Source organism: Microvirga arvi (assembly GCF_016892765.1).
Lineage (GTDB): Bacteria > Pseudomonadota > Alphaproteobacteria > Rhizobiales > Beijerinckiaceae > Microvirga > Microvirga arvi.
Genome location: NZ_JAFEMD010000013.1, coordinates 36,190 through 48,620, shown reverse-complemented (window position 1 = coordinate 48,620; position 12,431 = coordinate 36,190). Strand labels below are relative to the sequence as shown.

The following is a 12,431-nucleotide window of genomic DNA, read 5'->3' as shown; positions in this document are numbered from 1 at the left end:
TTTTCCGAAGTGAGGCTCAAGGACAATCCATGACGATTCAGCGCATCAAGCCCGGCCCGCGCATGAGCGGCGCCGTCGTTCACGGCAACACGGTCTATCTCGCAGGCCAGGTCGCCAACCAGACCGCCGGCCAGAGCGTCACCGAGCAGACGAAGGAAATCCTGTCCATCATTGACAGCCTGCTGGCCGAAGCCGGCACCGACAAGTCGAAGATCCTGATGACCAACATCTGGATCACCGACATGGGCACGTTCCAGGAAATGAACGCCGTATGGGACGCCTGGGTCTCGCCCGGCAACACCCCGGCCCGCGCCACCGTCGAGGCGAAGCTCGCCACGCCCGCCTTCAAGGTCGAGATCGCCGTCATCGCCGCGAAGTAAGTTCGTCAAAAAAGAAGCGGGCCATAAAGGCCCGCTTCATTCATTTACACCTGCATAGTCTTACGGGCAGGGATGGCGCAGGCCGTCGAAGCCGAGATAGGTGCCCGAAGCCGGGTCGTAGGACCGGTAGCGCTGAGCGCAATAGGCAGCATTGCCGCCATAGACCGGAGCGGCCTGAGCTTGCGACTGGGCGATGGCACCCCCGATAATGGCGCCGGTGGCGAGACCAATGGCGCCCGCTGCGGCAGCCGAGCCGTAGCCGTAGTCACGGCGGTAGTAGCGGCCCGCATAAGGCCGGCCATAATACCGGCGCTCCACGTAGCGCGGGCCGCCGCCATAATAATGCCGGCCACCGTAATAGCGGCGATACTGAACGTAGTCGGACTGAACCTCGCCCTTCTGGAGGGCTGCAACGAGATCCTGCACAGGCGCGGTCTGCGCCTCGGCGGCCGAGGCCGGTGCAAGGCCGAAAGTTCCGAGAGTGGCCGTTGCGGCCAGAGCCACAAAGAATTTACGCATGGGACTATTCCTCCAATGTCGGGAGGCGAACGCGGAAACCCGAATGTCGTTCCGTTTCTCAGGAATTTAGGGCTAGCTCTCGCGGGAACGTGAGGCGTGAAGATCCGCGCTTCCAGGCCTCGCGGCTACAACCCGCCTCCCCTCCACCCGGCCCTGCCCCGTCGGGCACAGATCCAGGACCGCGCAGCGCCCGCAGGCCGGGTTCTTGAAGAAGCAGCAGCGCTGGCCGTGCAGCATCATCACCTCGTGATGGTCGTAAACCTGTTGTGCGTCCCAATCCTCCGGCAGAAGAGCGGCCAGGGCCGCATGGGACGGTCCGACCGCCGTCGATTGCGGAATGAGGCCCGTGCGCTGGGCCACCCGGTGGTGATGGCTGTCCACGGGAAGGGCCGCCCGGCGCAGCACCGAGAACGACAGCACTGCCGCACTGGTCTTCGGCCCGATGCCCGGGATGCTCTCGAGCCAGGCCCGCGCCTCCTCGACCGGCATGTCCTTCAGGAAGTCCAGCGAGAGGCTGCCGTGCCGCTCCTCGATGGCGCGCAGCACGGCCTGCAGGCGCGGCGCCTTCTGCTCGGGCCAGGTCACGCCCTGGATCGTTGCCTCCACCTCATCCGTCGGGGCGTTCGACAGCGCATGCCAATCGGCATAGCGCGCACGAAGCGCCTTGAAGGCGCGTCCGGAATCCGCGTTGCGGGTGCGGTGAGACAGAAGCGAGGAGATCAGCTCGCTCAAAGGATCGAGGGAATGGAAGTAGGGGATTGGACAGCCATAGACCGCGCAGAGGCGCTCATGGATGACGAGCGCTTTCTCCTTCGAGTCCTGCAGGTCTGGATTCATCCCGAGGCAAGTCGCGAATCAGCGAGGTGGTTCCGTGCTTTTCGCGTCATGGCCGCACTTGTTGCGGCCATCCACGTCTTCAACCCACGGCAAAGACGTAAATCCCCGGAACAAGTCCGGGGATGACGATGAAGACTTTCACATCACAAAATGAACCGGCTCAGATCCGTGTTCCTCGCCAGCGATTCCACCTCGCCGCGCACGTAAGATGCATCGATGGTCACCATCTCGCCCGAGCGATCGGGCGCGGTGAAGGAGACGTCGTCGAGCACGCGCTCCAGCACCGTCTGCAGGCGACGCGCGCCGATGTTCTCGACGGAGTTGTTCACGTCCACGGCCACCTGCGCCAGCGCATCGATGGCATCGTCCGTGAAGACGAGCTCGACACCTTCCGTGCGCATTAGCGCGACCGACTGCTTGATGAGGCTCGCCTCCGTCTCGGTCAGGATGCGTCGGAAATCCTCCACCGTCAGCGGCGACAGCTCCACGCGGATCGGCAGGCGGCCCTGCAGCTCCGGCAGCAGGTCCGAGGGCTTCGACACATGGAAGGCGCCCGACGCGATGAAGAGGATGTGGTCCGTCTTCACGGATCCGTATTTCGTCGAGACGGTGGTTCCTTCGATCAAGGGCAGCAGATCGCGCTGCACACCCTCGCGGGAGACATCGGCCCCGCCACGGTTTTCGCGGGCGCATATCTTGTCGATCTCGTCGAGAAACACGATGCCGTTGTTCTCCACCTGGCGCAGGGCCTCCTGCACGATGGCATCCTGGTCGAGCATCTTGTCGGCTTCTTCGGTGACCAGCGGATCGTAGGCCTCGCGCACGGTGGTGCGTCGGGTCTTGGGCTTTCCGCCGAAAGCCTTGCCGAACATGTCGGAGAGGTTGATCGCACCGACCGCGGCGCCGGGCATGCCGGGAATATCGAACATGGGCAGCCCCTGCCCTCCTCCCGATTGCAGCTCGATCTCGATCTCCTTGTCGTCGAGCTCGTTGGCGCGCAGCTTGCGGCGGAACGAGTCGCGCGTGGGGGCGCTCGCCGTGGTGCCTACGAGCGCATCGAGCACGCGCTCCTCGGCTGCGATATGAGCCTTGGCCTGAACCTGACGGCGACGCTCGTCCTTCACGAGGCCGATGCCGATCTCCACGAGGTCGCGCACGATCTGCTCCACGTCGCGGCCCACATAGCCGACCTCCGTGAACTTGGTCGCTTCGACCTTGAGGAACGGCGCGCCCGCAAGCTTGGCGAGGCGCCGGGAGATCTCGGTCTTGCCGCAGCCGGTGGGGCCGATCATCAGGATGTTCTTGGGCGCCACCTCTTCGCGCAAGCTGCCTTCGAGCTGCTGCCGGCGCCAGCGGTTGCGCAGGGCAATGGCGACCGCGCGCTTGGCGTCGTTCTGGCCGACGATGTAGCGGTCGAGTTCGGAAACGATTTCGCGGGGGGAAAAGGTGGTCATGGGATATCTTGGCTCAAAGGGTGATCGTCATCCCCGGACTTGTTCCGGGGATCCACGCCTTCCGGCGTGGAGGGGTTGAAGACGTGGATGGCCGGGACAAGCCCGGCCATGACGGGCAATTAAGTTTCCAGTGTTTCGATGACGATGTTCGCATTGGTATAGACGCAGATCTCGGCCGCAATCGAGAGCGAGCGGCGCACGATGGCTTCCGCATCCATGCCGCTGTCGGCGAGAGCCCGGGCTGCGGCGAGCGCATAATTACCGCCGGAACCGATGGCCATGATGCCGTTCTCCGGCTCGAGCACGTCGCCGGCGCCGGAGAGCAGCAGACCGACGTCCTTGTCGGCGACGAGCATCATCGCCTCCAGGCGGCGCAGGTACCGGTCGGTGCGCCAGTCCTTGGTGAGCTCGACGCAGGCGCGGGTGAGCTGGCCGGGATACTGCTCGAGCTTGCCCTCGAGGCGCTCGAACAGGGTGAAGGCATCCGCCGTCGAGCCGGCGAAGCCGCCGATCACCCCGCCCTTGGCGAGACGGCGGACTTTTTTCGCGTTGCCCTTCACTACGGTCTGGCCGAGGCTGACCTGCCCGTCGCCGCCGATGACGACGCGGCCGCCCTTGCGAACCATGAGGATGGTGGTGGCATGCATGCGGGGGGTGGCGTCTTCGGACAAGGCACGGGCTCCGGCGGGCAGGAAAGATCGTTCGGACCCTCACTTAAGCATTCATCGCTCGAAAACAACGCGAGTGTATCCCTCTCCCGGGCGGGAGAGGGGCAGGGGTGAGGGTGTGCGGCTTCACCAGCAAAGCACCGCCGCCGCAACACGGACTCCGCAGCACCTCATCCGGCATCGGCCTTCCCTCACCCCAACCCTCTCCCACACGGGAGAGGGAGAAGCACCGGGTGGCAATTCTCAGCGCGGCTTGCTAGAACGCCTCGTCTCTTGTTCCGCAAAGGATTTTGATGATGCGCTCCGCGAGCGTCAGCCGTCGCACCGCCGAGACCGATATCGCCCTGTCGATTGCCCTCGATGGCACCGGCAAGGCCGAGATCTCCACGGGGGTCGGCTTCCTCGACCATATGCTCGAACTGTTCGCCCGGCACGGTCATTTCGACCTCTCCGTGAAGGTGACCGGCGACCTGCATGTGGACCAGCATCATACCACCGAGGATACTGGAATCGCCTTAGGGCAAGCCATCCTGAAGGCGCTTGGCGATAAAAAGGGCATCACGCGCTATGCCGACATCCATCTGCCGATGGACGAGACCTTGACGCGGGTGGCGCTCGACATCTCGGGCCGCCCCTTCCTCGTGTTCCGGACCACCTTCCCGACGGAGAAGATTGGCGTTTTCGACACCGAGCTGGTGCGCGAGTTCTTCCAGGCGTTCGCCATCAATGCGGGCCTGACCCTGCATGTGGAGACGCTCTACGGCGAGAACAGCCACCATATCGCCGAGAGCTGCTTCAAGGGCCTGGCACGGACCTTGCGTCACGCCGTGGCACTGGACCCAAGGGAAGAGGGCCGCGTTCCCTCCACCAAGGGTACGCTCTAAGTTCTAAGCAAGAGGCACCTTGTCCGGCGGGTACGCCAGCGTCACCTCACCGGACGAGGCTTGAGGAAACGTCGCCATGACCACCTATACCCTGCATCTCCCGCGCGAAGCGCGGTCGGGTGATCCGAGCGCTTTGGACGAATCCGAGCTCGTGAAGGATGCCTTCTCCTGGGGGGCCTTCTTCTTCACCTTCCTGTGGTTCTTCTTTCACCGGCTGTGGCTCGCAGGCTTCGCCGTGCTGCTTCTGGTGCTGGCCTTCGGCGGCCTCATGGCCGTGCTGGACGTGCATCCCCTCGCCGCGACCGTTGCCCAACTGCTGCTCCAGAGCCTGATCGGGCTCGAGGCCAACAGCCTTAGGCGCTGGACCTTAGGCCGCCGTGGCCGGCCGGCTGTCGACGTGGTCACGGCCGCCGATCAGGACGAGGCGGAGGCCAAGGCCTTTGCCCGCTGGCTCGACGCCAGGCTCACGCTCCTAGCCCGCAATCCGGCACCCTCAGCCGTGCTGTCCCCTCGGAGGTCCGAGCCGGTGATCGGCCTCTTCCCCGATGCGGAGCGTCCCCGGTGAGCGTCGTCATCATCGATTACGGGTCCGGCAACCTGCACTCCGCCGCCAAGGCCTTCGAGCGGGCCGCCCGCGAGGCGGAGCTCGACCTTGCCGTGACCGTCTCGTCCGATCCGAACGTTGTCGCCAAAGCCGACCGGATCGTGCTGCCGGGCGTCGGCGCCTTCGCCGATTGCCGGCGCGGCCTCGATTCCGTGCCCGGCATGGTGGAGGTGCTGCAGCGGCGCGTTCGGGGGGAGGGCGCTCCCTTCTTCGGCATCTGCGTCGGCATGCAGCTCATGGCGACGCGAGGCCTCGAGCACACCACGAGCTACGGCCTCGACTGGATCCGCGGCGACGTGAAGGCCATCGCGCCGAGCGAGCCGAGCCTGAAGATCCCGCATATGGGCTGGAATACGCTGACATTGGTGAAGCCGCACCCGCTCCTCGACGGCATCCCGACTGGACCGGACGGGCTGCACGCCTATTTCGTGCATTCCTATGCGCTCACCCCCGCCAATCCGGGCGACGTGGTCGCCGCCACCGATTACGGCGGGCCGGTCACCGCCATCGTCGGGCGCGACAACCTCGTCGGCGCGCAGTTCCATCCCGAGAAGAGCCAGGCGCTCGGCCTCAAGCTCATCGCCAATTTTTTGAGGTGGCGCCCGTGATCCTCTATCCTGCCATCGATCTCAAAGAAGGCCGCTGCGTCCGCCTGATCCAGGGCGACATGGACCAAGCCACCGTCTTCAACGACGATCCCGCCGATCAGGCCGCCACCTTCGAGGCACAAGGCTTCGAATGGCTGCACGTGGTCGACCTTGACGGCGCGTTCGCCGGCAAGCCGATGAACGCGGCCGCCGTGGAGAACATCCTCAAGCGCGTGACAATTCCGGTTCAGCTCGGCGGCGGCATCCGCGACATGAAGACCGTGGAGGGTTGGCTCGCCAAGGGCGTGTCCCGCGTGATCATCGGCACGGCGGCCGTACGCGATCCCGCCTTCGTGCGCGAGGCCGCCCGGCTCCATCCGGGCCAGATCGCGGTGGGCATCGATGCCAAGGACGGGCTGGTCGCCGTCGAGGGCTGGGCCCAGACCTCGACCCTGTCGGCGGAAGAACTCGGCCGCCGCTTTGAGGATGCGGGCGTTGCCGCCATCATCTACACGGACATCGCCCGCGACGGCATCCTGAAGGGCCTCAACTTCCCGATGACCTTAGGGTTGGCCCGCGCCGTTTCGATCCCGGTCATCGCATCGGGCGGCCTCGCCTCCATGGCCGATATCGAGCGCCTCACCCAACCCGATTGTGCCGTGCTCAACGGCGCCATCTCCGGCCGCGCCCTCTATGACGGGCGCATCGATCCGGTTGAGGCGCTGACGCTGTTGAGAAAAGTGCCCGTTCCATCCTCCCCTTGAAGGGGAGGGTCGACGCTGCGCGAGCAGCGGCGGGGTGGGGTGGAAACACCTCGTTCTGCACGCCTCGCGCATCCACCCCATCCCGGACCTTGCGGTCCGACCTTCCCCCTCAAGGGGAAGGTGATTAAGAGTGAACCATGCTGAAAGTCCGTCTCATTCCCTGCCTCGATGTGAAGGACGGACGCGTCGTGAAGGGCGTGCAGTTCGTCGACCTCGTCGATGCGGGCGATCCCGTGGAAGCCGCCAAGGCCTATGACGCGGCCGGCGCCGACGAGCTCTGCTTCCTCGACATCACCGCGAGCCACGAGGCGAGGGGGATCCTGCTCGATGTGGTGCGGCGCACGGCGGAGGCCTGCTTCATGCCGCTCACCGTCGGCGGCGGCGTTCGCAATGTCGAGGACATCCGCAACCTGCTGCTCGCCGGCGCCGACAAGGTCTCGATCAACACAAGTGCCGTGAAGAACCCGGATTTCGTGCGCGAGGCTTCGGAAAAATTCGGCAATCAATGCATCGTCGTCGCCATCGACGCCAAGAAGGTGTCGGGGGAGGGCGAGCCCGCGGCTTGGGAGATCTTCACCCATGGCGGCCGCAATGCTACTGGCATCAACGCCATCGCGTTTGCCCGGCAGGTGGCTGAACTCGGGGCAGGGGAGCTGCTCGTCACCTCCATGGACCGGGACGGCACCAAGGGCGGCTATGACCTCGCGCTCGTGCGCGCCATCGCGGATGCGGTCTCCGTGCCGGTCATCGCCTCCGGCGGCGTCGGCAATCTCGATCACCTGGTCGATGGCGTCGAGCAGGGCCATGCCAGCGCGGTGCTGGCCGCCTCGATCTTCCACTTCGGCACGCATTCCATCGGCGAAGCGAAGCATTACATGGCCGGCAAGGGCTTGAAGATGCGGCTCGACGAGCCGGCGCAGGGTGCGGCTGCCCAAACGGCCGCCATGGCCCTGTCGTAGGTGCCGTGTTGCCCGTCTTGGAAGGATGCAGCGAGCAAGGCCGAAGGAGGGTGAGACCATGACGGTTTCCGGCGATGAGGACCTGGTCAGGCTGCAGGAGATCGGCAGGATCGTCGCCAACGCGCTCGAAGCCATGTCGGCGGCCCTGGAGCCGGGGATGACCACCTCGGAACTCGACGCGGTCGGGCGCCGCTACCTTGAGAATGCCGGCGCCCGATCCGGCCCGGAACTCGTTTACGATTTTCCCGGCGCCACCTGCATCAGCGTGAACGAGGAGATCGCCCACGGCATTCCAGGCTCCCGGCGGATCGAAGCGGGGGATCTCGTCAATATCGACATCTCGGCGGAAAAGAACGGCGTATTTGCCGATACCGGCGCCTCCTTTGCGGTTCCTCCCGTGACCAACGCGGTCAAGCGCCTGTGCCGGGACGGCCGCCGCGCCATGTGGATGGGCCTGCGCCAGGTCGGCGCGAACAGGCCTCTGGCCGGCATCGGCGAGGCCATCGGCAGCTTCGCGCAGAAGAACGGCTATACCCTCGTGCGCAATCTGGCGAGCCACGGCATCGGCCATTCCCTGCACGAGGAGCCGAAGGAAATTGCCACTTGGCCGGACCGTTCCGAACGCCGGATCATGAATGAGGGTTTGGTTTTCACTGTGGAGCCCTTCCTGTCCCTGGGGGCGGAATGGGCCCAGGATGGCGACGATCCCTGGACCTTGTTCAGCGAGCCCCGCGCCCTCACTGTCCAGTACGAACACACCGTCGTTGCCACCCGCAACGGACCCCTTGTCGTGACCTTGCCCGGATAATGCGGCTATGACCTCCTTCACCCTCGTCGACCTTGCCCGCATCGTGGCCGAACGCGCCGCGGCGCCCGAAACCGAGTCCTATACGGCCAAGCTCATCGCCGGCGGACCGGCCAAGGCGGCCAAGAAACTTGGCGAGGAGGCGGTGGAGGCGGCGATTGCCGCCGTCCAGGGCGACCGCGAAAACCTCACGGCGGAGGCTGCGGACGTGCTGTATCATCTTTTGGTCGTGTTGCAGGGCGCGCGTATTCCTCTAAGTGATGTCATGGCCGAACTGGAGCGCCGCACGGCGCAGTCGGGTCTTGCGGAGAAGGCCGCGCGCGGGACCTGAAAACTTGCAAAGGTGGTTCGCATGGACCAGCCCAACGTGGTTTCCCCGCCCGAGGCCGATGACGGCCTCTCGCCCTACCGGGTCTTCTCCCGCGACGAATGGGCGAAGTTGCGTGCCGACGCGCCGATGACGCTCACCGCCGACGAGGTGGTGCAGCTGCAATCCCTCAACGATCCGATCTCCCTCGACGAGGTCGCGGCGATCTACCTGCCGCTCTCGCGCCTGCTTTCCCTCTACGTCGCGGCGACCCAAGGCCTCTTCAAGGCGACCCAGCGCTTCCTGCTCGCCGAGAAGGACGCCAAGGTGCCCTACATCATCGGCGTGGCGGGCTCGGTGGCGGTGGGCAAATCCACCACGGCCCGCGTGCTGAAGGCGCTGCTCGCCCGCTGGCCCAACACCCCGAAGGTGGACCTCGTCACCACGGACGGCTTTCTTCTGCCCAATGCGGAGCTGACGCGGCTCGGGCTCATGGAGCGGAAAGGTTTTCCGGAGAGCTACGACACCGGCAAGCTCCTCCACTTCCTCGCTGACATCAAGGCCGGCAAGCGCAACGTGAAGGCGCCGCTCTACTCGCACCTCGTCTATGACGTGGTGCCGGGCGAGGAAACGACCGTCGACCGGCCGGACATTTTGATCGTCGAGGGGCTCAACGTGCTCCAGCCGGCGCGCATGCCCAAGGACGGCACGGCCATTCCCTTCGTGTCCGACTTCTTCGACTTCTCGGTCTATATCGACGCCGACGAGGCGGACCTGCACCGCTGGTACGTCAACCGCTTCCTGCGCCTGCGCCACACGGCCTTCCGCGATCCGCTCTCCTACTTCCGCCGCTATGCGGAACTGCCCGAGACCGAGGCGATCAACATCGCCGACGGCCTGTGGAACCGGATCAACCTCTTGAACCTGCAGGAAAACATCGTGCCGACCCGCCAGCGCGCGAGCCTGATCCTGAAGAAGGGCCCGAGCCACCGGATCGAGACGGTGGCGCTGAGAAGACTCTAGGGCATCGGATCCAAAAGTGGTGGCCAGTTGGGATCAACCCGATGCTGCTCCTCTTGGCAGGCGCATTTTTGGGTGGCCGAATCGGAGGTCCGTACGATGCGCTAATCCTGGAACCTCGTTCCCACGCGGCGGATCGTCGAGAAGCGGCTTTCGGCGTAAACGGACGTGTAGGGCACCTGGACGTATTCGAGCGTCTTGCGGGCAGCCCAGCCCGGAAGCGTATCCCTGTACCGGGCGAAGTTCGGATTGGGTCCGGATCCGAAGAGCACCTCGTTGAGGTTCAGCCCGACCCCGACATAGAATGATCGCTCGATCGGATAGCCGAGTTCGCGCTCCTTGTCCTCGAAGCCGCGCGCATCGAAGCCGACGTGCAGCTCCGCGTAGCGCAGGGGCGTGTTCTTGAGCGTCTCGAACCCGCTGCCCTTCAACGCCATAATGTAGCGCTGGCGCTCGTACGGGGGGAGAATGCCGTTATCACCTGTTATGCCGGGCCGCTCATAGCTCGCGGGCGTGTACATGAACCGCCAGTCCAGCTTCTCACTCAGCCCGGGAACGGAGTTCCGGACGATAGAGAAGAGCGCGCCGACGCCGTTAGCCACGATGTCCTCGTGCGAGAAGCGGTGCCGGCCCGTGAACCCGTCCATGGCTTCGGCGAGGCTCATGATGCTGAAGGCGAGGAGTGCGGCCGTGATCGGGGCACCCGTGGGATCCGTGGCATGGGCCCGAATCCTGTCCGTCAGGAGGTCGGCGATGACATAGGTCGAGAACGAGTGGCCGATCTTGTCCATTCCGCCATGCCGGGTGTTCTTGGAGAACCACCCTTCCTCGATGGTCTGGAACCCGGACGTGTTGCCCCAGTCCCAGTCCTTAAAGCCGATGACGGCAAATCCTGCTCCGACGAGGGCCAGCTCCCACCGGACCGCATGCAGATGATCGCCGAGCCGGCTGAACGAGTAGAATGTCGGAGGGAGGGGCGTCGGTTCAAGGCTTGCTTTCGTGGTCGGCACCGTCGGGCTGGCTGCGACCGTCGGCGTTCGCGCAGATTGCCCCTTTGCTCGGGCCACGGGGCGGGGCTCCGATGGTCCACTCGGTTGTGCCACGGATGCCTTTGGACTCAAAACGGTCCCGAGGACTGCAACGCAAACGACAAAGGCGACCACCCGCATTGGCCGATCCTCTTTCAGAGCCCCCTAGCGGGATCCTTCTATAACAAGGGGCAGAAGGCAATCCCTGGGCGGATGCAGGCTTCTGCCGAGGGCAGAAAGTCGCCAACCATTCGGTAATCTTGAGCGTTGTGCTTCCGAAAGTTCGGAGGATGCATGGCCACGCAGCCCGTCGACGAAAAGCTCAAGCGCAGCGCCGAGCACGCGAAGGAAGCGGCTGAGCAGACCCAAGAGGCCGCGGAGAACACGCAGGAAGCAGCCGAACACACCCAGGCTGCCGCGAAGACGACCGCTGTCGCCAGCGTGCAGATGAAGGACAGCGCCGACCGGCGCACGGAGCTCGCCGCCAACCGCACGGTCTTCGCCGCCGAGCGCACCTATGCGGCCTGGGTACGCACGGGGCTCGCCGCGCTCGCCTCCGGCATCGGCGCCAAGAAGCTGTTGGAGGGCGTGGTGCCGGACTGGATGATCCTCTCCACCGGCTCGGTCCTGATCCTGTTCAGCGCCTTCTGCTTCGCGGCCGCCGTCTGGCGTCAGATCTTTACGGGCTCGCAGCCGCCCCATCCTGACGTGGAGCGCCTTCCGCCGTTCCTGCTGGTGCTGTTCAACGGCTTTTTGGCGCTCGTCTCGCTGGCAGCCCTGTTCGGGCTGTGGTTCGGGCAGACGGGCGGGGTTTGAACCAAGCCCTCTGCTTTTTGGACGGGTGAACCGGCCTGAGCTAGTCTTTGCCGATTGGGGTCTCAAGCCGGGAGGATGATCCGATGCGGAGCCGGCGGATGGTGCTCACGCGCGATCACGTGGCGCGCGTTCATCGCGCTCTGGAGGATCCCGGCCCCGAGCCGGGCCTCGTCTATCACTCCGATGATGATTACGACGCGATCGTGCAGAGGATGCTGGATTCGCATTCGCCGGAACAGGACGTCTGGCTCTTCGCCTATGGCTCGCTGATCTGGAAGCCTGAGGTGGAGCATGTGGAGGCGCGACGAGGCACGGCCCATGGATGGCACCGCTCCTTCTGCTTCAGGATCACCCGCTTCCGGGCCACGAAGGACTGCCCGGGCCTCATGATGGCGCTCGACCGGGGAGGGCAATGCCGAGGGATTCTCTACCGGCTTCCTGCGCAATCCCTGCAAGCACAATTGGGAAAGCTGTTCCGGCGCGAATTTACCGCAAAACCAGCGAACAGCATGCCACGCTGGATCAAGGTCACGACGGACGAAGGCCCGGTGACGGCCATTGCCTTCGTGATGAACCGCCAATCGCCTGCCTATGTTGGACGACTGACCCCTGAGAACGTGGCGGACATGCTTGCCAAAGCCTGCGGCCATTGGGGCTCGGGGGCCGAATACCTCCACAACACGGTCATGCATCTGGAAGAGCACGGGATCCACGACAGCAATCTCTGGAGATTGCAAAGCCTCGTGGCCGCGAAGATCGACGGGGCAGATGACGGATAGCGCCACAATTGATGGGCTGT

16 protein-coding genes are annotated in these 12,431 nt (G+C 64.9%); 11 read left to right on the top strand and 5 right to left on the bottom strand.

The genetic code is table 11. The features are described from left to right. Positions 1–29: 29 nt before the first annotated feature. Complete coding sequence (locus ILT44_RS10255; RefSeq protein WP_204239474.1) at positions 30–380, top strand: RidA family protein; 351 nt, start codon at positions 30–32, stop codon at positions 378–380. Positions 381–440: 60 nt separating this feature from the next. Here the strand turns inward: ILT44_RS10255 and ILT44_RS10250 are convergent, their stop codons facing one another. The 4 genes from ILT44_RS10250 to hslV all read right to left on the bottom strand — a co-directional run bounded on the left by ILT44_RS10250 (position 441) and on the right by hslV (position 3,837). Continuing rightward, a complete protein-coding gene (locus tag ILT44_RS10250; RefSeq protein WP_204239473.1) occupies positions 441–899 on the bottom strand; it encodes a BA14K family protein in 459 nt (152 codons plus the stop codon). A gap of 72 nt (positions 900–971) precedes the next feature. Further along, positions 972–1,736 carry an endonuclease III domain-containing protein gene (locus ILT44_RS10245; protein ID WP_204239472.1) on the bottom strand — a complete coding sequence of 255 codons (765 nt, stop codon included), beginning with the start codon at positions 1,734–1,736 and terminating at the stop codon, positions 972–974. 143 nt (positions 1,737–1,879) lie between these two features. Continuing rightward, positions 1,880–3,190, bottom strand: a complete 1,311-nt coding sequence (hslU, locus tag ILT44_RS10240) for an ATP-dependent protease ATPase subunit HslU (protein ID WP_204239471.1) — start codon at positions 3,188–3,190, stop codon at positions 1,880–1,882. Between the two features lie 119 nt (positions 3,191–3,309). Then, on the bottom strand, positions 3,310–3,837 hold the full coding sequence (gene hslV, locus ILT44_RS10235) for an ATP-dependent protease subunit HslV (RefSeq protein WP_204239550.1): 528 nt from the start codon (positions 3,835–3,837) through the stop codon (positions 3,310–3,312). A 317-nt stretch (positions 3,838–4,154) separates the two neighbouring features. Between hslV and hisB the strand changes: the two genes are divergently transcribed. From hisB to coaA, 8 genes are all read left to right on the top strand, one after another. After that, complete coding sequence (gene hisB, locus ILT44_RS10230) at positions 4,155–4,742, top strand: imidazoleglycerol-phosphate dehydratase HisB (RefSeq protein ID WP_204239470.1); 588 nt, start codon at positions 4,155–4,157, stop codon at positions 4,740–4,742. Positions 4,743–4,818: 76 nt separating this feature from the next. Continuing rightward, entirely contained in the window at positions 4,819–5,307 is a 489-nt protein-coding gene (locus tag ILT44_RS10225) for a DUF2628 domain-containing protein (protein ID WP_204239469.1), read from the top strand. Beyond that, the gene (hisH, locus tag ILT44_RS10220; protein ID WP_204239468.1) at positions 5,304–5,954 is read left to right on the top strand and encodes an imidazole glycerol phosphate synthase subunit HisH; all 651 of its coding nucleotides are present in this window, start codon (positions 5,304–5,306) and stop codon (positions 5,952–5,954) included. The genes ILT44_RS10225 and hisH overlap by 4 nt, the downstream gene beginning before the upstream one ends. Further along, positions 5,942–6,697, top strand: a complete 756-nt coding sequence (gene hisA, locus ILT44_RS10215; RefSeq protein WP_307826411.1) for a 1-(5-phosphoribosyl)-5-[(5-phosphoribosylamino)methylideneamino]imidazole-4-carboxamide isomerase — start codon at positions 5,942–5,944, stop codon at positions 6,695–6,697. The genes hisH and hisA overlap by 13 nt, the downstream gene beginning before the upstream one ends. Before the next feature lie 137 nt (positions 6,698–6,834). After that, positions 6,835–7,656: an imidazole glycerol phosphate synthase subunit HisF gene (gene hisF, locus ILT44_RS10210; RefSeq protein ID WP_204239466.1), complete on the top strand. Its 822-nt coding sequence runs from the start codon at positions 6,835–6,837 to the stop codon at positions 7,654–7,656. A 58-nt stretch (positions 7,657–7,714) separates the two neighbouring features. After that, complete coding sequence (gene map, locus ILT44_RS10205) at positions 7,715–8,464, top strand: type I methionyl aminopeptidase (RefSeq protein ID WP_204239465.1); 750 nt, start codon at positions 7,715–7,717, stop codon at positions 8,462–8,464. A gap of 7 nt (positions 8,465–8,471) precedes the next feature. After that, positions 8,472–8,792 carry a phosphoribosyl-ATP diphosphatase gene (locus tag ILT44_RS10200; RefSeq protein WP_204239464.1) on the top strand — a complete coding sequence of 107 codons (321 nt, stop codon included), beginning with the start codon at positions 8,472–8,474 and terminating at the stop codon, positions 8,790–8,792. 21 nt (positions 8,793–8,813) lie between these two features. After that, positions 8,814–9,791 carry a type I pantothenate kinase gene (gene coaA, locus ILT44_RS10195; RefSeq protein WP_204239463.1) on the top strand — a complete coding sequence of 326 codons (978 nt, stop codon included), beginning with the start codon at positions 8,814–8,816 and terminating at the stop codon, positions 9,789–9,791. A 101-nt stretch (positions 9,792–9,892) separates the two neighbouring features. On the opposite strand, the gene ILT44_RS31430 is transcribed toward coaA, so the two are convergent. After that, positions 9,893–10,855: a DUF2279 domain-containing protein gene (locus tag ILT44_RS31430; RefSeq protein ID WP_204239462.1), complete on the bottom strand. Its 963-nt coding sequence runs from the start codon at positions 10,853–10,855 to the stop codon at positions 9,893–9,895. A gap of 255 nt (positions 10,856–11,110) precedes the next feature. Between ILT44_RS31430 and ILT44_RS10185 the strand changes: the two genes are divergently transcribed. Next, the gene (locus tag ILT44_RS10185) at positions 11,111–11,632 is read left to right on the top strand and encodes a YidH family protein (RefSeq protein WP_204239461.1); all 522 of its coding nucleotides are present in this window, start codon (positions 11,111–11,113) and stop codon (positions 11,630–11,632) included. Between the two features lie 83 nt (positions 11,633–11,715). Then, entirely contained in the window at positions 11,716–12,411 is a 696-nt protein-coding gene (locus ILT44_RS10180) for a gamma-glutamylcyclotransferase (protein ID WP_204239460.1), read from the top strand. The last annotated feature ends 20 nt before the right edge of the window (positions 12,412–12,431 follow it).

Coding starts and splice junctions, on each gene's coding strand:
- ILT44_RS10255 (WP_204239474.1), top strand. CDS start 30: ATGACGATTCAGCGCATCAAGCCCGGCCCGCGCATGAGCGGCGCCGTC.
- ILT44_RS10250 (WP_204239473.1), bottom strand. CDS start 899: ATGCGTAAATTCTTTGTGGCTCTGGCCGCAACGGCCACTCTCGGAACT.
- ILT44_RS10245 (WP_204239472.1), bottom strand. CDS start 1,736: ATGAATCCAGACCTGCAGGACTCGAAGGAGAAAGCGCTCGTCATCCAT.
- hslU (WP_204239471.1), bottom strand. CDS start 3,190: ATGACCACCTTTTCCCCCCGCGAAATCGTTTCCGAACTCGACCGCTAC.
- hslV (WP_204239550.1), bottom strand. CDS start 3,837: ATGCATGCCACCACCATCCTCATGGTTCGCAAGGGCGGCCGCGTCGTC.
- hisB (WP_204239470.1), top strand. CDS start 4,155: ATGCGCTCCGCGAGCGTCAGCCGTCGCACCGCCGAGACCGATATCGCC.
- ILT44_RS10225 (WP_204239469.1), top strand. CDS start 4,819: ATGACCACCTATACCCTGCATCTCCCGCGCGAAGCGCGGTCGGGTGAT.
- hisF (WP_204239466.1), top strand. CDS start 6,835: ATGCTGAAAGTCCGTCTCATTCCCTGCCTCGATGTGAAGGACGGACGC.
- map (WP_204239465.1), top strand. CDS start 7,715: ATGACGGTTTCCGGCGATGAGGACCTGGTCAGGCTGCAGGAGATCGGC.
- ILT44_RS10200 (WP_204239464.1), top strand. CDS start 8,472: ATGACCTCCTTCACCCTCGTCGACCTTGCCCGCATCGTGGCCGAACGC.
- coaA (WP_204239463.1), top strand. CDS start 8,814: ATGGACCAGCCCAACGTGGTTTCCCCGCCCGAGGCCGATGACGGCCTC.
- ILT44_RS10185 (WP_204239461.1), top strand. CDS start 11,111: ATGGCCACGCAGCCCGTCGACGAAAAGCTCAAGCGCAGCGCCGAGCAC.
- ILT44_RS10180 (WP_204239460.1), top strand. CDS start 11,716: ATGCGGAGCCGGCGGATGGTGCTCACGCGCGATCACGTGGCGCGCGTT.